The organism is Roseateles sp. (assembly GCF_047654805.1).
In the GTDB taxonomy this organism is placed as follows: Bacteria; Pseudomonadota; Gammaproteobacteria; order Burkholderiales; family Burkholderiaceae_C; genus Pelomonas.
In genome coordinates, this window is record NZ_JASGIV010000001.1 from 3,228,085 (window position 1) to 3,246,567 (window position 18,483).

Sequence of the window (18,483 nt, forward strand, 5' to 3'; positions counted from 1 at the left end):
ATTTCTGCGGCATGATCCCGCCACTTCAAGAATCCGCCTGCGAGTGAATCTCCCCACCCCCGCCATCGTCGCCGAGCGCGGCGTCGAGCGCCTACCGCGCCTGGCGCTGGTCCTGTTGTGCGCGGCCTATGTGCTGCCTGGGATCTTCGGCCGCGGCCCTTGGCGCAATGCCGACCTGACGGCCTTCGGCTTCATGGCCAGCATCGCCGAAGGGCGAGCCCCCTGGTGGCAGCCCGCCATCGCGGGCATTCCGGCCGAAGGCGGTCCTCTGCCCTATTGGCTGGGTGCGCTGGCCATCAAGGCTCTGCCCTTTCTCGACGAGCCCGTCGCCGCCCGCCTGCCCTATGCGCTGGTGCTGGTGGGCGTGCTGGTGGCGGTCTGGTACACCTGTTTCCACCTGGCCCGCACCGAAGCCGCCCAGCCCGTCGCCTTCGCCTTCGGCGGTGAAGCCCAGGCTGTGGACTACGCCCGCGCCCTCGCCGACGGTGCATTGCTGGCGCTGATGGCCTCGCTGGGCCTGCTGCAACTGGGCCACGAGACCACGCCGGAGCTGCTGCAACTGCTGGCCGTGTCCGGTTACCTCTACGGTCTGGCGGCCGCGCCCTTCAAGCCCGGTCGCTCGCGCGCCGCCGTTCTGATCGCTCTGCCGGTGCTTGCCGCCAGTGGCGCGCCTACGGTGGCCTGTGCACTGGGTCTGCTGGGAGTGCTGCTCAACCACCGCTCCAGCTATGCCGAGGCCAAGGCGCAACGTGCCTGGCTGCTGGGCGCGCTGACGCTGGCTGTGTTGGCGGCCTGGGCTTTCGACGGCTGGGCATGGCGCGTGCGACCGGGCCTGCAGCTCGGCTCTCTCTCGAGCCTGCTGGCCTGGTTCTGCTGGCCCTCCGGACCGCTTGCGCTGTGGACACTGTGGCGCTGGCGGCGCCACGGCCTGCGCCGCCACATCACGGTACCGGCGATCGCGCTGTTGGTGCCGCTGGCAGCCTGCATCACCATGGACGGCTCGGAGCGTGCACTACTGCTGGCCCTGCCGTCGCTGGCCATCCTGGCTGCATTCGCGCTGCCGACGCTGAGCCGCGGCTTCTCGGCCGCAGTGGACTGGTTCTCGGTGTTCTTCTTTAGCGCAGCGGCGCTGTTCTTCTGGCTCTACTACCTGTCCATGCACACCGGCTGGCCGCCGCGCCCGCTGGCCAATCTGCGCCGGCTCGCCGAGGGCTTCGAGCCGGAGTTCAGTGTCGCCGCGCTGGTGTTCGCCATCGCAGCGACGCTGGCCTGGCTGGCCCTGGTGCGCTGGCGTACCGCGCGACACCGGCACGCACTATGGAAGAGCCTGGCCCTGCCGGCCGGTGGCGTTGCCCTGGGCTGGCTGCTGGTCATGAGCCTGCTGCTGCCGCCGCTGGACTACGCGCGCAGTCTGTCGCCGCTGGTGGCGAGACTGAAGCCCCACATGCCGGCGAGCGCCAGTTGCCTGGCCGCACCGGGACAGAACCTGGCGACGCTGGCCGCGCTGGAGTGGCATGGTGGCTGGCAGGTGCAAGGGCGCGGCTCGCTGGGCGCTTCTGAATGCAGCCACGCCGTTGTCAGCGCGGGCCAGGCCACGCCGTCGGGCTGGCGCGTGGTCGCACAGGTCAAGCGACCGACGGACCGCAGCGGCGGCGCCGGGCTCGTCCTGCTCCAACGTCAGTGATCTGACAGCACGGCCGCGTTGAACGCGGCTTCGTCGCCCAGCGCCGAGTCGCTCGCGTGACGTACTCGAGCGGCGGGGAAGACCAGGCGGAAGCGAGAGCCCTTGCCCACTTCGCTCTGGATCATCAACTCGCCGCCGTGGCGCTGCATGACGTGCTTGACGATGGACAGCCCCAGGCCAGTACCGCCGGTCTCCCGCGAACGACTGCCGTCGACGCGATAGAAGCGCTCGGTGAGGCGCGGGATGTGCTCGCGCGCAATACCCAGGCCCGTATCGATGACCGTCAGCTCGCCGCTGCCGTCCTCCAGCAGCCGCCAGGCCACCTCGACCTCGCCGCCATCCGGCGTGTAGCGCACGGCGTTGGTGACGAGATTGGCAATGGCGCTCAGAAGCTCGCTCTCGATGCCGGCCAACTCGACGCCGGTACCAGGCGCCAGATGCAGGCGATGACGGCCGGCCGACAAGGCCTCGGCGTCGGCGGCGACGCGACGCAGCAGGCCGTCCAGACCCACCCAGCGATCCGGCGCCGGGCGCGGGCTGCCCTCGAGCTGTGACAGCGCCAGCAGGTCGGCCACCAGGGTCTGCATGCGATCCGTCTGCTGCGTCATCAGCACGATGACACGCTCACGCTCGACCGCCGTCAGCGGCAGCGTGTGCATGGTCTCGATGAAGCCTGCCAACACGGTAAGCGGCGTCCGGATCTCGTGCGAGACATTGGCGACGAAATCGCGGCGCATTGCCTCATTGCGCACGCGTTCGGTGATGTCAAGCGACAACACCAGGCGCATGCTCTCGCCGTACTCGCGCACGATGATCGACAGCGTACCCGGGCCGCGCCCGTTGCCCAGCACCAGCGGCTCGGCATAGCTGCCGGCCTGCAGGTAGGCGACGAAGGCCGGTGCGCGCACGAGATTGGTGATGCGCTGGCGCAAGTCACGCTGCGGATCCAGTGCGAAATGGTCGGCCGCGACGCGGTTGCACCACACGATCTGCTCGTGCGAGTCCAGCATCAGCACGCCATTGGGCGAGGCCTCGATGGCGGACAGGAACTGCTCGAGTTCCAACCGGCCGCGTGCCAGCGCACGATCGCGATCACGCATTGCGCGCTCGACGCGGTAGCCCAACTCGCCCCACAGCCCGGTGTCACGCGGCGCGTTGTCGAGCTGGTTGCCGCGCAGCCAGTTCAGCAGCCGGTTGCCGCGTACGGCGTCGACAACCAGCACCAGCAGCACACCGGAGGCCACGCCAAGCCCCAGGCTCAAGCTCTCGATACCCGTGGCCGAATGCACGACTGCGCCGACGACAAACCCGAACAGCGCGGCCCCGAGGGCCATCAGCAGTCGAGACAACAACCAGGTCATGAGGCCGGACGTGGGTTCAGGCGGAAAGAGCGCTGCTCTGTTGCGTCAGCCGGTAGCCGGCGCCGCGGACGGTCTCGATCATGCGCGCGCACTGCACGCGCTCCAGCGCTTCCCGCAGACGCTTGACATGGACGTCGATGGTGCGCTCCTCGATGAAGACGTGATCGCCCCAGACTCGGTCCAGCAGCTGCGAGCGGCTGTGCACGCGCTCGGGGTGCGTCATCAGGAAGTGCAGCAGGCGGAATTCGGTAGGGCCCAGCTTGACCTCGGCGCCATCGCGGCTGACCCGGCGCGTGCCGGGGTCCAGCAGCAGCGGGCCGACCTCGACCGCACTGTCCAGCGCCTCGGGCGCCTTGCGGCGCAGCACCGCACGAATGCGTGCCAGCAGCTCGTTGGTCGAGAAGGGCTTGGTGACGTAGTCGTCGGCACCTGCATCCAGGCCGGCAATCTTGTCGCCCTCCTCGGCGCGCGCCGTCAGCATGATGATGGGCAATTCTTTGGTGCGCGCCGTGCCGCGCCACTGGCGTGCCAGAGCCACGCCGCTCTGGCCGGGCAGCATCCAGTCCAGCACGACGAGGTCGGGCAGCACGCGGTCCACTTCGTACTGGGCCTGCGTGGCGCTGGCAGCCAGCGTGACCTCGAAGCCAGCGTGACGCAGATTGATGGAGATGAGCTCGGCAATCGCCGACTCGTCCTCCACAACCAAAACTCGACTCATAAGAGTGCTCTTTCGAAAGTAGTGCCTTGCCGGGAAACTGCCATCGAGCCGGCATTGCCGGGCCAATGGCAGCCCCCTCTTGAGGGGCCAGCGAAGCCTGTAGGGGATGGTCTATCGAACCATGGTCTCGACGGTCTCCGGCGAGTTGTGCCGGACGTCCTGGCCCTTGACCACGTAGATGATGACCTCGGCCAGGTTCTTGGCGTGGTCGCCGACGCGCTCGATGGCCTTGGCGACGAAGACGAGGTCGATGGACGAAGAAATGGTGCGCGGGTCTTCCATCATGTAGGTGATGAGCTTGCGCAGCAGGCCGTCGAATTCCTTGTCGATCTCGTCGTCGTGCTTGAGCACATCCAGGGCCCGCTCCACGTCCAGGCGGGCGAATGCGTCCAGCGCCTTACGCAGTTGGCTGGTGGCCAGTTCGGCCTCGTAGGCCAGATCGGACATCGGCAGCCGCATGCGGCTGGAGATACCGCTGGAGACCAGGCGCTGCACGGTGCGCGCGATGCGCGCGGCTTCGTCGCCGACGCGCTCCAGGTTGGCGATGCTCTTGCTGATGGCGATCAGCAGCCGCAGGTCGCGTGCCGTGGGCTGGCGCCGCGCGATGATGCTGGAGAGATCACGATCAATCTCCACTTCCATCGCGTTGACACGACTTTCCTTGTCCAGCACTTCATCAGCCGAATCGGCGCTGAAGTCCACCAGGGCCTGCACGGCCTGCGCCACTTGGGCCTCGACGAGGCCGCCCATTTCGAGCACGCGGGTCGAGATGCCGCTGAGCTCGGCATCGAACTGGGTCGAGAGATGCTTGTCCACCATACCGTTCTCCTAGCGGGTCAGCCGAAACGGCCCGTGATGTAGTCTTCCGTGTCCTTGCGCTTGGGCTTCATGAAGAGCTCCGCCGTTGGGCCGAACTCGATCAGGTCACCCAGGTACATGTAGGCCGTGTAGTCCGAGCAGCGTGCGGCCTGCTGCATGTTGTGGGTCACGATGGCCACGGTGTAGTCGCTCTTGAGCTCGTGGATGAGCTCCTCGATCTTGCCGGTGGAGATGGGATCCAGCGCCGAGCAGGGCTCGTCGAGCAGCAATACCTCGGGCTTGATGGCGATACCACGCGCGATGCAAAGGCGCTGCTGCTGGCCACCAGAAAGGCCGGCGCCGCTCTGGCTGAGCTTGTCCTTCACTTCGGTCCAGAGAGCGGCCTTCTTCAGCGCCCACTCCACACGCTCGTCCATCTCCACGCGCGGCAGCGTCTCGAACAGGCGCACGCCGAAGGCGATGTTGTCGTAGATGGACATCGGGAACGGCGTGGGCTTCTGGAACACCATGCCAACCTTGGCACGGATCAGGGAAACATCGTCCTTGCTGGACAGGATGTTCTCGCCGTCCAGCAGGATCTCGCCTTCGGCGCGCTGCTCGGGATAAAGCTCGAACATGCGGTTCAGCGTGCGCAGCAGCGTTGACTTGCCGCAGCCCGACGGGCCGATGAAGGCGGTGACCTTCTTCTCGGGGATGTCGAGGTTGATGTTCTTCAGCGCGTGGAAACCGCCGTAGTAGAAGTTCAGGTTGCGCACCGACAGCTTGGCGCGCTCACCCACGGGCGTTTCGATCTTGGCGTCCATGGTGGGTCCTTAGTGTTTGTTCTTGAAGAGCACGCGTGCCAGGATGTTCAGCAGCAGCACGCCAACCGTGATCAGGAAGACGCCGGCCCAGGCCAGCTTCTGCCAGTTCTCATAGGGGCTCATCGCGAACTTGAAGATGGTGACGGGCAGGCTCGCCATGGGCGAGCTGAGGTCGCTGGTCCAGAACTGGTTGGACAGGGCCGTGAACAGCAGCGGCGCGGTCTCGCCGGACACGCGTGCCAGGGCCAGCAGGATGCCGGTGATGACGCCGGCGCTCGCAGCCTTGAGCGTGACGGACAGGATGACCTTCCACTTGGGCGTGCCCAGGGCATAGGCCGCCTCGCGCAGTGCGTTGGGTACCAGGCTCAGCATGTTCTCCGTCGTGCGGATGACGACGGGGATGACCAGCAGCGCCAGGGCCAGCGAACCGGCCAGGCCCGAGAAGCTCTTCAGCTTGGCAACGACGACGGCATAGACGAACAGGCCGACGACGATGGAAGGCGCGGACAACAGAATGTCGTTGATGAAGCGCACCGCGGCGCCCAGCCAGTTCTTCTGGCCGTACTCCGCCAGGTAGACGCCAGCCAGAATGCCGATTGGCGTACCCACCAGCGTGGCCAGGCCCACCATCACGAAGCTGCCGAACAGCGCATTCGCCAAACCACCGCCCTCACCTTGTGGCGGCGGCGTCATCTGCGTGAACGTGGCCAGGCTGAGGCCGCCGATGCCGAGGTAGATGGTCTCGAACAGGATCCAGATCAGCCAGAAGACCCCGAAGGCCATGGCCCCGAGCGACAGCGTCAGCGCGATGGCGTTGGTGCGCTTGCGCTTGTTGTGCATCGCCAGGCGGCGTGCGTCGAGGGTGGTGCTCATGAACGGGCTCCTTCGTTCTTCTTCAGCCGCGCCAGCAGAAGCTTGGAGATGGACAGCACGACGAAGGTGATCAGGAACAGCACCAGGCCGAGATACATGAGCGAGGCCTGGTGCAGGCCTTCGCCGGCCTCCGCGAACTCGTTGGCCAGCGTCGAGGTGATGCTGTTGGCCGCCTCGAAGACGGACAGCGAGTTGAGTTGGTTCATGTTGCCGATGACGAAGGTGACTGCCATCGTCTCGCCCAGCGCACGGCCCAGCCCCAGCATGATGCCGCCGACCACGCCGGTCTTGGTGTAGGGCAGCACGACGCGGGAGACAACCTCCCAGGTCGTCGCACCCAGTCCGTACGCGGACTCCTTCAGCATGGGTGGAGTGACCTCGAAGACGTCACGCATCACCGAGGCGATGAAGGGGATGATCATGATGGCCAGGATGATGCCGGCCGACAAGATGCCGATGCCCACCGGGGGACCAGAAACGAGCGAGCCCAGCACCGGCACGCCGCCCAGCAGCGCCTGCAGCGGCTGCTGCACGAAGGTGGCCAGGATGGGACCGAAGACAAGCAGGCCCCACATGCCGTAGACGATGGACGGCACTGCGGCCAGCAGCTCGATGGCGATGCCCAGAGGGCGCTTGAGCCAGCTGGGCGAGAGTTCAGTCAGGAAAATGGCAATGCCAAAGCTGACCGGCACGGCGATGACCAGCGCGATGAAGGAACTGGCCAGCGTGCCGTAGATCATCACCAGTCCGCCGAACTTCTCCTGGACCGGATCCCATTCCGCACTGGTGAGGAAACCCAGGCCGAAGGCCTTCAGCGCCGGCGCGGCACCAACGACGAGGGCACCGATGATGCCGACCATCAGGGCCAGCGTCAGCCAGGCGGCCCCCTGGGACAGGGCGGCAAAGAGCGCATCGGCCCAGGGGGCGACGCGGCGGCGGGGAGGCTGCGGCTTCATCGAATGCGGCTGCGGCTCGCTTCGATCTGCGCCGGCGCCGTCGGCGGGGAGTATGGCTGCCAAGGAACCTCCGGAAGGTCTGGTCAGGGGTTGTGGGCGCCTTCGATGCAGCAAAGCCCGGCCTTGGCCGGGCTCACATCACTGCTGCGAATGGCGCGCGGCTTTCACTTGAAGGCGACGGGCTTGCCGGCAGTGTCCTTGATGTGGTCGGCCCACTGCTTGCGCACCAGGTCCTTCACGTTCGCGGGCAGCGGCACGTAGTCCAGTTCGTCGGCGGCCTTGTCCCCGTTGGCATAGGCCCAGTCAAAGAACTTCAGGGCGGCGGCAGCTTGAGCGGCCTTGTCCTGCGACTTGTACATCAGGATGTAAGTCGGGTTGGTCAGCGGCCATGCGGCCTTGCCGGGCTGGTCGGTCGTGATCTGGTAGAAGGTCTTGTTCCAGTCGGCGCCAGCAGCGGCGGCCTTGAAGGCCTCGTCGCTGGGGTTGACCCACTGGCCGTCGCGGTTCTTCAGCTGGACGTAGGTCATCTTGTTCTGCTTCACATAGGCGTACTCGACGTAGCCGATGGAGTTGGGCAGACGTTGCACGAAGGCGGCGACGCCCTCGTTACCCTTGCCGGCCGTGCCGGTCAGCCACTTGACCGTCGTGCCCTCGCCAACCTGGCTCTTCCAGGGTTCGCTAACCTTGGACAGGTAGTTCGTGAAGATGAAGGTCGTGCCGGAACCATCAGCACGGGCCACCGGAGCAATGGCCGCGTCAGGCAGCGCGACGCCGGGGTTCAACGACGCGATGGCCGCATCGCTCCACTTCGTGATCTTGCCGAGGTAGATATCGGCCAGCACAGGGCCAGTCAGCTTCAGTTGCCCCGGGGCGATGCCCTTGACGTTGATGACAGGTACCACGCCGCCGATGACGGTCGGGAACTGCAGCAGGCCGTCCTTGGCCAGGTCCTCGTCCTTCAACGGCATGTCGGATGCGCCGAAGTCGACCGTCTTGGCCTTGATCTGCTTGATGCCGGCACCGGAGCCCACCGACTGATAGTTGATGCGAGCACCGCTGGCCTTGTTGTAGGCGTCGGCCCACTTGGCGTAGATGGGGGCCGGGAACGTGGCGCCGGCACCAGTCACGTCCTGGGCGAATGCCATCTGGGCACCGAACAGACCGACGACGAGGGCGAGGGACTTGCTGACCTGGACAAACTTCATCTGAGACACCTTCCGCATGGCGGTTTTGACGATGACCGGCATCCTAGGGATCCAATGTGACGATTCGGTGACCTTCGATTCATCAATCCGGACATTGGAGCGCGTCAATGCGCCGCTGGGAAGGAGTCGGCACCGCTTTGTGACAGTCGTCATCCGGCGTTCACGCAAATGCCATATTGCGCTTCTGGAGGCCAAATGGCCCGACCCATGTCCAAGACAGCCTTCGATCCCGCCCCCCAGCTCAAGGCCATGCTGGGCTTTCGCGTAGCACATACGCAGAAATGCCCCGCAACTGACGTTGCGGGGCATCGTGCCCAGCCGCCCAGCGGCGCGTCAGAGTATCGACACGGGCTTCGCGGCAGGCTTTTTGCCGGGCGCTGGCTGGCGTCAGGCCGTCACGGCCTCGGCCAGACGCTGGGCGCAGCGCTGAGCCATGGCGGCGTCTGACGCCTCAACCATCACGCGAAGCAGCGGCTCCGTGCCGGAGGCGCGGATCAGCACGCGGCCGCGGTCGCCGAGTTCGGCCGACACGGCAGCCTGCTCCTCGGCCAGGCGAGCACTGGCTTTCCAGTCCTGGCCTGCCCGCAGGCGCACGTTGATCAGGGTCTGCGGGAACAGGTCCACACCCTGCAGTTGCTCGGCGAGGCTGCGGCCGCTGCGGCAGACCGACTGCAGCACCAGCAGCGCGCTGACGATGCCGTCGCCCGTGGTGTGCTTGTCCAGCGCCAACAGATGGCCGGAGCCCTCGCCACCGAGCTGCCAGCCGCGCGCGGCCAGCTCTTCCAGCACATAGCGGTCGCCGACCTTGGCGCGCACGAACTCGACGTCGCGGGAGCGCAGCGCCAGCTCCACGGCCATGTTGGTCATCAACGTGCCGACGGCACCCGGCACCCGCAGGCCTTGTCCAAGCCGGTCGGCCACCATCACGTAGAGGAGCTCGTCGCCGTTGTAGAGGCGCCCCTGGGCATCAACCAGCTGCAGCCGGTCTGCATCTCCGTCCAGCGCCACGCCATAGTCCGCGCCCTGGGCCTTTACCGCCTCGACCAGCGCGCCCGGCGAAGTCGCACCGAAACCGGCATTGATGTTGAAGCCATCGGGCTTGCAGCCGATGGCAACAACTTCAGCGCCCAATTCGTGGAACACATCGGGCGCGACGTGGTACGCCGCGCCGTGGGCCGCATCGACGACGATCTTCAACCCCTTGAGCGTCAGGTCCGAGCCGAAGCTGTTCTTGCAGAACTCGATATAGCGCCCGCGCGCGTCTTCCAGGCGCTTGGCGCGGCCCAGACTGGCGGAGTCCACCCACTGTGGCGCTTCTTCCAGCGCGGCCTCGACGGCCAGCTCCCACGCATCCGGCAGCTTCTCACCTTTGGCGGAGAAGAACTTGATGCCGTTGTCGGCAAAAGGGTTGTGAGAAGCGCTGATGACGACGCCGAGATCCTGACGCAGCGCGCGCGTCAGGTACGCGACGCCAGGAGTCGGCAGCGGGCCGGTCAGCAGCACGTTGACGCCGGCAGAAGCGAAGCCGGCTTCCAGCGCGGATTCGATCATGTAGCCGGAGATGCGGGTGTCCTTGCCGATCAGCACCGTCGGGCGCTTGGAAGTCTTGCGCAGCACACGGCCTACCGCATGGCCCAGACGCAGCATGAAGTCCGGCGTGATGGGCTCCTGCCCCACCGTGCCTCGAATGCCGTCGGTTCCGAAATACTTGCGGCTCATCAAGCGTCTTCCTTTTGTGCAGTAGGCGGAATTGTCGCTGCATCGACCGCGGCCCAGACCTTGAGTGCGTCCACCGTGGCAGGGACATCGTGCACGCGAATCACGCGAGCGCCGGCACTGGCGGCCCGCAGCGCGGCTGCCACGCTGGCGGCCAGGCGCTCACCCACCGGCCGACCGGTGATGTCGCCCAGCGTGCGCTTGCGTGACCAGCCCACCAGCAGCGGGTAACCCAGCTTGGCCAGGCATTGCTGACCGGCGAGCAGCCTGAGGTTGTGCTCGGCGGCCTTGGCGAAGCCGTAGCCGGGATCCAGGGCGATGCACTCGGCCGGGATGCCCGAGTCGAGCGCGGCCTGGGCGCGCTGGGACAGGAAGGCGGACACTTCGGCGACGACATCGCCATAGACGGCCAACTCCATCATGGACGCCGGCTCGCCGCGCATGTGCATCAGGCATACGCCCGCGCCGCTGCCCGCCACGGCCGCAAGCGCACCGGGCATCTGCAGGGCCTGCACGTCATTGATGATGTCCGCACCGTTTTCAAGCGCACGGCGCATGACCTCGGGCTTGAAGGTGTCGACCGAGACCGGCACGCCCAACGTCACGGCAGCGGCCAGTACGTCGGCGATGCGCGCCCATTCGCTGTCGGCATCCACACGTGGCGCGCCGGGGCGCGTGGACTCGCCGCCGATGTCCAGGATGTCCGCGCCGTCCGCGACAAGTCGTTCGCAATGTGCGATGGCCGCGCGAGTGTCGTCATGCCGACCTCCGTCCGAGAAGGAGTCGGGCGTCACGTTGACGATGCCCATCACGCGCGGGCGGCTGAGGTCGATGCGGAAACGGCGGGTCTGCCAATGCATGGTGCTGAATGAAAAAGGCCCGACTTGCTAGTCGGGCCTGCTCGTGGGGCGGCCTGTCAGGCCGCGGCAGGAGCACCGTCGGTGCTGACCGGGGGAGTGCCGCCGGCCGGACCGCTTGGGGTCGTCGGCTTGTCATCCGGTGCACGCGGGGGACGGCCCGCCATGATGTCCAGGACTTGGTCGCGATCGATGGTTTCCCACTTCATCAGCGCCTCCGTCATGGTCTCCACCTTGTCACGGTTGTCCTCGAGGATCTTCTGCGCGACGGCGTACTGCTCGTCGAGGATGCGGCGCATCTCGGCATCGACCTTCTGTTGCGTGCTTTCGCTGATGTTTGCCGTCTTGGTCATGCTGCGACCAAGGAAGACTTCACCCTCGTTCTCAGCGTAGACCATCGGGCCGAGCAGGTCGCTCATGCCATAGCGGGTGACCATGTCGCGGGCGATGCGGGTCGCACGCTCGTAGTCATTGGATGCACCGGTCGAGATGTCGTGGACGAACAGATCCTCGGCGATGCGGCCGCCGAACAGGATGCTGATCTCGTTGAGCATCTGCTTGTAGTACTTGCTGTACTGGTCGCGTTCTGGCAGTTGCCACGTCACACCGAGCGCGCGGCCACGCGGCATGATCGTCACCTTGTGGACCGGATCGGTGCCGGGCAGGCATTCCGCGACGATGGCATGGCCGGACTCGTGATACGCAGTCGCACGCTTCTCTTCCTCGGTCATGACCATGCTCTTGCGCTCGGGGCCCATGTAGAGCTTGTCCTTGGCGCGCTCGAAGTCGATCATCTCGACGAGGCGACCACCGCGGCGGGCAGCAAACAGCGCGGCCTCGTTGACGAGGTTGGCCAGATCGGCACCGCTCATGCCGGGCGTGCCGCGGGCCAAGATGGACGCGTTGACGTCTTGCCCGATGGGCACCTTGCGCATGTGGACGTTCAGGATCTGCTCGCGGCCACGGATGTCCGGCAGCGTGACGTAGACCTGGCGGTCGAAGCGGCCGGGACGCAGCAGGGCCGGGTCCAGGATGTCGGGGCGGTTGGTGGCGGCGATGACGATGACGCCCAGGTTGGTGTCGAAGCCGTCCATCTCGACGAGCATCTGGTTGAGCGTCTGCTCGCGCTCGTCGTTGCCGCCACCCAGGCCGGCGCCACGATGGCGACCCACAGCGTCGATTTCGTCGATGAAGATGATGCAGGGGGCGCTCTTCTTGGCCTGCTCGAACATGTCGCGCACGCGGGCGGCACCGACACCGACGAACATTTCTACGAAGTCGGAGCCCGAGATCGTGAAGAAGGGAACCTTTGCCTCGCCAGCGATGGACTTGGCCAGCAGCGTCTTGCCGGTACCCGGGGGGCCGACCATCAGCACGCCACGCGGGATCCGCCCGCCCAGCTTCTGGAACTTCTGCGGGTCCTTCAGGAAGTCGACCAGCTCCTTCACCTCTTCCTTGGCTTCATCGCAGCCGGCCACGTCGGCGAAGGTGATGGTGTTGTTGTTCTCGTCCAGCATGCGGGCTTTGGATTTGCCGAAGCTGAACGCCCCGCCTTTGCCGCCGCCTTGCATCTGGCGCATGAAATAGACCCAGACGCCGATCAGCAACAGCATGGGCGTCCAGTTGATCAGCATGCTGACCAGGAAGCTCTGCTCCTCACGAGGCTTGATATCGAACTTGACGCCGTTGTTGCGCAAGTCGCCGACAAGGCCGCGGTCCTGATAGGTGGCCAACGTACGGATCTTGTTGCCTTCGGTGTCTTCGGCGTAGATGTCGCCGGTGATGCCATCGGGCAGCGTCGCCGACTTGATCCGGTGCGCCTGGACCAGGTCCAGGAACTCGGAATACGTGACCTGCTTGCCCGGTGCGGTGGTGCCGCCGAACTGCTTGACGACCGTGAACAGCACCAGGGCGATCACGATCCAGACGGCGAACTTAGAAAACCATTGATTGTTCACTGCGACTCCTTGGCCCCGATGGCCCAGCGCGGGTTTCAGGACAGTGGGGGCGATTTTAGTTGAGGCAAGGGGGCAACCCCTGTAATCAGCGGTTTTTCAATCCCAGGCCGACCAAGAATGTCTCGGAAGACCGCTCCCGAGAGGCCTTGGGCTTGACCACCTTGACGGTCTTGAACTGGGCTCGAAACAGCTGCACAAGCTCGTTGTAGCCGCTGCCGTGGAAGACCTTGGCCACCAGCGCCCCCTCTGGCTTGAGGTGCTTGCCGGCGAAATCGACCGCCAGCTCGATAAGGTTGGAGATGCGAGCGGCATCCGTCGATGAAATGCCCGACAGGTTGGGCGCCATGTCCGAGACGACGACATCCACGGGCCTGCCGGCCAGCGCCGCTTCCAGCTGCGCCAGCACCGAGTCCTCCTGGAAATCGCCCTGGATGAATTGCACGCCCTCTATGGGCTCGAAGTCCAACAGGTCCAGCGCGATGATGGTGCCGTTGAGCTGGCCCACCGCCGCCCCGCCCTGCCCCGCTTCCTTGGGCGCAAACTTGCGGCGCAGGTATTGGCTCCAGGCGCCCGGGGTGGCGCCGAGGTCCACCACCACCTGGCCGGGACGGATCAGTTTGAGCTCCTCATCGATCTCCTTGAGCTTGTAGGCCGCCCGCGAGCGGTAGCCGTCCTTCTGCGCCTGCTGCACATAGGGATCCGACACGTGGTTGTTCAGCCACGCCTTGTTCAGCTTCTTGCTTTTGGTTTGAGTTTTCATGCCTACGGGATAATACGGGGATGCCTCAAATCAACCTCACCCCCGCCCAGCGCAAGGACAAGCGTGCCGATGCCCACCATCTCGACCCGGTCGTGATGATCGGCGGCGAGGGCCTGACGCCTGCCGTCGTGAAGGAAACCGACGCTGCACTGAAGTCTCATGGGCTCATCAAGGTGCGCGTGCTCGGCGACGACCGCGCGGCCCGCGAGGAAATGTTCGCGCAGCTCTGCGATGAGCTGAACGCGGCCCCCATCCAGCACATCGGCAAGCTTCTGGTGCTGTGGCGGCCCATGCCCGAGAAGGCAAAGACCGAGCGCGAGAACGCGATGCCCGGCCCGCGCGTCGTCAAGATCGTCAAGTTCTCCAAGAGCGGCAATGGCCGCCCTCAGATCAACAAGGTCAAGGTCATGGGCAACGAACGCGTGACGCAGGGTGGCGAGATCAAGCGCATCAAGAAGCGCAACAAGACGACCAGCGTCAAGAAGTCCTTCGCGGACTGAGCTGACTGACCCACGCCAGCGCCAGCACGGCCAGGCCTTTCACGCCGAAGAACGCCAGCGACACGCCGTGCAACGCCGCGAACGACGCGACGCCATGGCCCGCTTTCGCGTCGGCCATCATGGGCTGCAGGCCATAGTAGCCGGCGACGGTGCAGAACAGCGCCACAGACGGCAGCAACAGCCGGGCCGAGAACACATGGCTAACGCCACCGGCCTCGACCTCGTCTCGTGACAGGCGTCGCTCGACCAGCATCAGCACCAACGCGATGGCTAGGCTGATGGGGGCCTCCATCGCGAACACCCGCGCCACGTAGGCACCTGCCTGGGCGCGCTCCAACACGGCGAAGGCGCTCGGCGTGGCAACGAAGGCAATGCACAGCAAAAGGCCGCCCCAAAGGGCGGCCAGCAGGGCTTGGAGCCGGGCGAACATCACTCGTAGCGGACTTCGATGATCTCGTAGCGGCGCACGCCGCCCGGGGCCTGCACCTCGGCCACATCGCCGGCTTCCTTGCCGATCAGCGCGCGGGCAATGGGCGAGCCCACCGAGATCCGGCCCAGCTTGATATCGGCCTCATCATCGCCGGTGATCTGGTAGGTCACGGCCTTGCCGCTGTCCTCGTCCTCGAGGTCCACAGTGGCGCCGAACACCACGCGGCCACCGGCATCCAGAGAGGCCGGATCAATGATCTGAGCGGCCGCGAGCTTGCCCTCGATCTCGAGGATACGACCTTCGATGAAGCCCTGCTTGTCCTTTGCCGCGTCGTATTCGGCGTTCTCGCTCAGGTCACCCTGGGCGCGTGCCTCGGCAATCGCCTGAACGACGGCATGACGCTCGACGGTCTTGAGGCGGTGCAGCTCGGCCTTGAGCGCCTCGGCGCCGCGCTTGGTCAGGGGAATGGTGGTCATGTCAAAACTCTGTGGCAAAAAGAGTTCCGCCGCTGCAGCCCGGATGTCCAGGCTACGGCGGCGGAATCAGTAAATGCGAAGTTTAAGCCAGCTCGGCGTGCAGTTCCTGCAGGGATTGCACGAGCAGCCCGTCCTGGTGTTTCATGCCTTCCACGGCAGCTTCGCAGCCCGCCATCGTCGTGTAGTAGGTGACACGGTTGGCGAGGGCCGCCTGACGGATGTAGCGGCTGTCGGCGATGGCCGTGCGGGTCTCGTCCACCGTCGTGAAGACGAGCTGGATGTCACCGCCCTTGAGGGCGTCGACGATGTGCGGGCGACCGTCCTTGATCTTGTTGATCAGCTTGACCGGCACGCCGGCCTCCGCAATAGCGGCGGCGGTACCCTTGGTCGCAACGATGCCGAAGCCCAGCTCGTGCAAATCCTTGGCGATTGCGACGGCGCGAGCCTTGTCGTTGTTCTTGACCGTGATCAACACATTGCCCTGGCGCGGCAGGCGCGAGCCGGCGCCGATCTGGCTCTTCAGCATGGCTTCGCCGAAGGTACGGGCGGCACCCATGACCTCGCCGGTCGAACGCATCTCGGGGCTGAGGATGGGGTCCACGCCCGGGAACTTGTTGAACGGGAAAACGGCTTCCTTGACGCTGTAGTACGGGGGCACGACCTCACGCGGCTGCCTGCCGCTGCGGTCCTTCTGGTCCTTCAGCTTCACGCCGGCCATGCAGCGCGCGGCCACCTTGGCGAGTTGCTGGCCCGTGGCCTTGCTGACGTAAGGCACGGTACGCGACGCGCGCGGGTTCACTTCCAGCACATAGATCGTGCAGTGCTCCAGGCCCTTGGCAACGTCGCCCTGGATTGCGAACTGCACATTCATCAGGCCGACGACCTTCAGCGCCTTGGCCATGGCCGCCGTCTGGCGGCGCAGCTCATCCTGCACGTCGGCCGCCAGTGTGTACGGCGGCAGCGAGCAGGCCGAGTCTCCGGAGTGGATGCCGGCCGCCTCGATGTGCTCCATGATGCCGCCGATCATCGTGTCGGTGCCGTCGGAGATGCAGTCCACGTCGACCTCGACGGCATCTTGCAGGAAGTGGTCCAGCAGCACCGGCGACTTCTCGGACACGCGCACCGCTTCACGCATGTAGCGCTCCAGATCCTTGTCACCGTGCACGATCTCCATCGCTCGGCCGCCCAGCACGTAGCTGGGACGCACGACCAGCGGGTAGCCGATCTCGTTGGCCAGCGTGACCGCCTGCTCTTCGGTGCGTGCAGTGCGGTTGGGCGGCTGCTTCAGGCCCAGCTCATGCAGCAACTTCTGGAAGCGCTCACGATCCTCGGCGATGTCGATGGAATCCGGTGTCGTGCCAATGATGGGCACGCCAGCGCGCTCCAGGTCCAGCGCCAGCTTCAGCGGCGTCTGGCCGCCGTACTGCACGATGACGCCAGCCGGCCTTTCCTTGTCGACGATCTCTAGCACATCCTCCAGCGTGACGGGCTCAAAGTAGAGGCGGTCGCTGGTGTCGTAGTCGGTGGAGACGGTCTCGGGGTTGCAGTTGACCATCAACGTTTCGTAGCCATCCTCGCGCATGGCAAGCGCGGCGTGCACACAGCAGTAGTCAAACTCGATGCCCTGACCGATGCGGTTCGGGCCACCGCCCAGCACCATGATCTTCTTCTTGCCGGTCGGGTTGGCCTCGCACTCGGCGCCCTCGCCTTCGTACGTGGAGTACATATAGGCGGTCTGCGTCGAGAACTCAGCGGCGCAGGTATCCACGCGCTTGTAGACCGGACGCACATTCAATGCGTGGCGGCGGGCGCGGACTTCGTGCTGGTTGGTGCCCAGCAACTTGGCCAGGCGCTTGTCCGAGAAACCCTTGGTCTTCAGCAGACGCAGCTCGGGCTCGGTGACGGACTCGATGCTGCGGCCCTTCAGGTCTCCCTCGATCTGGATCAACTGCTCGATCTGAGCCAAGAACCACGGGTCCACCGCGGTCTCCTCGAAGATCTCGTCCAGCGTCATGCCGATGCGAAAGGCATCGGCCAGGAACAGGATGCGCTCGGGGCCGGCTTCGCCAATCTCCTGCACGATCTCTTCGCGGTCGCTGCTGCGCTCCGTCAGGCCGTCGATGCCGGTCTCCAGGCCGCGCAGCGCCTTCTGGAACGACTCCTGGAAGGTACGGCCCATGGCCATCACCTCACCGACGGACTTCATCTGCGTCGTCAGGCGCGAGTCGGCCATCGGGAACTTCTCGAAGGCAAAGCGCGGGATCTTGGTGACGACGTAGTCGATGCTGGGCTCGAAGGACGCTGGCGTGGCACCGCCGGTGATGTCGTTCTTCAACTCGTCCAGCGTGTAGCCGACGGCCAGCTTGGCCGCGACCTTGGCGATGGGAAAGCCCGTGGCCTTGGACGCCAATGCGGATGAGCGCGACACGCGCGGGTTCATCTCGATGACGATCATGCGGCCGTTCTTCGGATTGATCGAGAACTGCACGTTGGAGCCACCGGTGTCCACGCCGATCTCGCGCAGCACAGCCAGCGACGCATTGCGCAGCAGCTGGTACTCCTTGTCGGACAGCGTCTGCGAAGGCGCCACAGTGATGGAGTCACCAGTGTGGATGCCCATCGGGTCCAGATTCTCGATGGAGCAGACAATGATGCAGTTGTCCGCCTTGTCGCGGACGACCTCCATCTCGTACTCCTTCCAGCCGATCAGGCTCTCCTCGATGAGCAGCTCATTGGTCGGCGACAGGTCCAGGCCGCGCTTGCAGATGGTCTCGAACTCTTCCGGGTTGTAGGCGATGCCGCCACCGGTGCCGCCCAGCGTGAAGCTGGGGCGGATGACCATCGGGAAGCCGCTGCCGCCGATCTCGGCGTGGATGCGCTTCTGCACCCCCCAGGCCTCCTCAAGCGTATGCGCGATGCCCGACTTGGCCGAGTCCAGACCGATCTTGGTCATCGCATCCTTGAACTTCAGGCGGTCCTCGGCCTTCTCGATGGCGACCTCGTTGGCGCCGATCATCTCGACGTTGTACTTGGCCAGCACACCGTGTTTGTGCAGGTCCAGCGCACAGTTCAGCGCGGTCTGGCCACCCATGGTCGGCAGCACGGCATCGGGGCGCTCCTTGGCGATGATCTTTTCGACCACCTGCCAGGTGATGGGCTCGATGTACGTGACATCGGCCGTGTCCGGGTCCGTCATGATGGTTGCCGGGTTGCTGTTCACCAGGATGACCTTGTAGCCCTCCTCGCGCAGCGCCTTGCAGGCCTGGGCGCCCGAGTAGTCGAACTCGCAGGCCTGGCCGATGATGATCGGGCCGGCGCCGATGATGAGGATGCTTTTTAGGTCTGTACGTTTCGGCATGGCGGTCTG

16 protein-coding genes are annotated in these 18,483 nt (G+C 65.5%); 2 read left to right on the top strand and 14 right to left on the bottom strand.

What is annotated here, in order from left to right:
- The first annotated feature begins 43 nt into the window (after nt 1–43).
- Nucleotides 44–1,684 (top strand): hypothetical protein, encoded by a 1,641-nt coding sequence (locus QM732_RS14555; RefSeq protein WP_415656843.1) that lies wholly within the window; start codon nt 44–46, stop codon nt 1,682–1,684.
- On the opposite strand, the gene phoR is transcribed toward QM732_RS14555, so the two are convergent.
- The 11 genes from phoR to QM732_RS14610 form a co-directional block, all read right to left on the bottom strand.
- Nucleotides 1,678–3,045 carry a phosphate regulon sensor histidine kinase PhoR gene (gene phoR / locus QM732_RS14560; RefSeq protein ID WP_415656844.1) on the bottom strand — a complete coding sequence of 456 codons (1,368 nt, stop codon included), beginning with the start codon at nt 3,043–3,045 and terminating at the stop codon, nt 1,678–1,680. The two genes, QM732_RS14555 and phoR, sit on opposite strands and share 7 nt — an antisense overlap.
- Before the next feature lie 16 nt (nt 3,046–3,061).
- Entirely contained in the window at nt 3,062–3,763 is a 702-nt protein-coding gene (gene phoB / locus QM732_RS14565) for a phosphate regulon transcriptional regulator PhoB (RefSeq protein WP_331176258.1), read from the bottom strand.
- Between the two features lie 111 nt (nt 3,764–3,874).
- Nucleotides 3,875–4,582 (bottom strand): phosphate signaling complex protein PhoU, encoded by a 708-nt coding sequence (gene phoU, locus QM732_RS14570; RefSeq protein WP_415656845.1) that lies wholly within the window; start codon nt 4,580–4,582, stop codon nt 3,875–3,877.
- A gap of 17 nt (nt 4,583–4,599) precedes the next feature.
- Nucleotides 4,600–5,385: a phosphate ABC transporter ATP-binding protein PstB gene (pstB, locus tag QM732_RS14575; RefSeq protein ID WP_415656846.1), complete on the bottom strand. Its 786-nt coding sequence runs from the start codon at nt 5,383–5,385 to the stop codon at nt 4,600–4,602.
- Between the two features lie 9 nt (nt 5,386–5,394).
- Complete coding sequence (gene pstA / locus QM732_RS14580) at nt 5,395–6,258, bottom strand: phosphate ABC transporter permease PstA (RefSeq protein WP_415656847.1); 864 nt, start codon at nt 6,256–6,258, stop codon at nt 5,395–5,397.
- Entirely contained in the window at nt 6,255–7,214 is a 960-nt protein-coding gene (pstC, locus tag QM732_RS14585) for a phosphate ABC transporter permease subunit PstC (protein ID WP_415656848.1), read from the bottom strand. Before pstC ends, pstA begins: the two co-directional genes overlap by 4 nt.
- A gap of 164 nt (nt 7,215–7,378) precedes the next feature.
- Nucleotides 7,379–8,419, bottom strand: coding sequence for a phosphate ABC transporter substrate-binding protein PstS (gene pstS / locus QM732_RS14590; RefSeq protein ID WP_415656849.1), 1,041 nt, complete (start codon nt 8,417–8,419; stop codon nt 7,379–7,381).
- A gap of 387 nt (nt 8,420–8,806) precedes the next feature.
- Nucleotides 8,807–10,138 carry a phosphoglucosamine mutase gene (gene glmM, locus QM732_RS14595; protein ID WP_415656850.1) on the bottom strand — a complete coding sequence of 444 codons (1,332 nt, stop codon included), beginning with the start codon at nt 10,136–10,138 and terminating at the stop codon, nt 8,807–8,809.
- Nucleotides 10,138–10,995 carry a dihydropteroate synthase gene (gene folP / locus QM732_RS14600; RefSeq protein WP_415656851.1) on the bottom strand — a complete coding sequence of 286 codons (858 nt, stop codon included), beginning with the start codon at nt 10,993–10,995 and terminating at the stop codon, nt 10,138–10,140. The genes glmM and folP overlap by 1 nt, the downstream gene beginning before the upstream one ends.
- A gap of 56 nt (nt 10,996–11,051) precedes the next feature.
- The gene (gene ftsH / locus QM732_RS14605) at nt 11,052–12,950 is read right to left on the bottom strand and encodes an ATP-dependent zinc metalloprotease FtsH (RefSeq protein ID WP_415656852.1); all 1,899 of its coding nucleotides are present in this window, start codon (nt 12,948–12,950) and stop codon (nt 11,052–11,054) included.
- Nucleotides 12,951–13,035: 85 nt separating this feature from the next.
- Complete coding sequence (locus QM732_RS14610) at nt 13,036–13,710, bottom strand: RlmE family RNA methyltransferase (RefSeq protein WP_415656853.1); 675 nt, start codon at nt 13,708–13,710, stop codon at nt 13,036–13,038.
- Between the two features lie 20 nt (nt 13,711–13,730).
- Here QM732_RS14610 and QM732_RS14615 point away from each other — a divergent pair, with 20 nt between their 5' ends.
- On the top strand, nt 13,731–14,210 hold the full coding sequence (locus tag QM732_RS14615; protein WP_415656854.1) for a YhbY family RNA-binding protein: 480 nt from the start codon (nt 13,731–13,733) through the stop codon (nt 14,208–14,210).
- On the opposite strand, the gene QM732_RS14620 is transcribed toward QM732_RS14615, so the two are convergent.
- The 3 genes from QM732_RS14620 to carB form a co-directional block, all read right to left on the bottom strand.
- A complete protein-coding gene (locus tag QM732_RS14620) occupies nt 14,188–14,640 on the bottom strand; it encodes a DUF4149 domain-containing protein (protein ID WP_415656855.1) in 453 nt (150 codons plus the stop codon). The two genes, QM732_RS14615 and QM732_RS14620, sit on opposite strands and share 23 nt — an antisense overlap.
- A complete protein-coding gene (greA, locus tag QM732_RS14625) occupies nt 14,640–15,116 on the bottom strand; it encodes a transcription elongation factor GreA (protein ID WP_331175959.1) in 477 nt (158 codons plus the stop codon). Before greA ends, QM732_RS14620 begins: the two co-directional genes overlap by 1 nt.
- Nucleotides 15,117–15,198: 82 nt before the next feature.
- Nucleotides 15,199–18,474, bottom strand: a complete 3,276-nt coding sequence (gene carB / locus QM732_RS14630) for a carbamoyl-phosphate synthase large subunit (RefSeq protein ID WP_415656856.1) — start codon at nt 18,472–18,474, stop codon at nt 15,199–15,201.
- Nucleotides 18,475–18,483: the final 9 nt, after the last annotated feature.

Excerpts from the sequence above, each read along its gene's own strand:
- phoR (WP_415656844.1), bottom strand. The coding sequence starts at position 3,045 with ATGACCTGGTTGTTGTCTCGACTGCTGATGGCCCTCGGGGCCGCGCTG.
- phoB (WP_331176258.1), bottom strand. The coding sequence starts at position 3,763 with ATGAGTCGAGTTTTGGTTGTGGAGGACGAGTCGGCGATTGCCGAGCTC.
- phoU (WP_415656845.1), bottom strand. The coding sequence starts at position 4,582 with ATGGTGGACAAGCATCTCTCGACCCAGTTCGATGCCGAGCTCAGCGGC.
- pstB (WP_415656846.1), bottom strand. The coding sequence starts at position 5,385 with ATGGACGCCAAGATCGAAACGCCCGTGGGTGAGCGCGCCAAGCTGTCG.
- pstA (WP_415656847.1), bottom strand. The coding sequence starts at position 6,258 with ATGAGCACCACCCTCGACGCACGCCGCCTGGCGATGCACAACAAGCGC.
- pstC (WP_415656848.1), bottom strand. The coding sequence starts at position 7,214 with ATGAAGCCGCAGCCTCCCCGCCGCCGCGTCGCCCCCTGGGCCGATGCG.
- pstS (WP_415656849.1), bottom strand. The coding sequence starts at position 8,419 with ATGAAGTTTGTCCAGGTCAGCAAGTCCCTCGCCCTCGTCGTCGGTCTG.
- glmM (WP_415656850.1), bottom strand. The coding sequence starts at position 10,138 with ATGAGCCGCAAGTATTTCGGAACCGACGGCATTCGAGGCACGGTGGGG.
- folP (WP_415656851.1), bottom strand. The coding sequence starts at position 10,995 with ATGCATTGGCAGACCCGCCGTTTCCGCATCGACCTCAGCCGCCCGCGC.
- QM732_RS14610 (WP_415656853.1), bottom strand. The coding sequence starts at position 13,710 with ATGAAAACTCAAACCAAAAGCAAGAAGCTGAACAAGGCGTGGCTGAAC.
- QM732_RS14615 (WP_415656854.1), top strand. The coding sequence starts at position 13,731 with ATGCCTCAAATCAACCTCACCCCCGCCCAGCGCAAGGACAAGCGTGCC.
- QM732_RS14620 (WP_415656855.1), bottom strand. The coding sequence starts at position 14,640 with ATGTTCGCCCGGCTCCAAGCCCTGCTGGCCGCCCTTTGGGGCGGCCTT.
- greA (WP_331175959.1), bottom strand. The coding sequence starts at position 15,116 with ATGACCACCATTCCCCTGACCAAGCGCGGCGCCGAGGCGCTCAAGGCC.
- carB (WP_415656856.1), bottom strand. The coding sequence starts at position 18,474 with ATGCCGAAACGTACAGACCTAAAAAGCATCCTCATCATCGGCGCCGGC.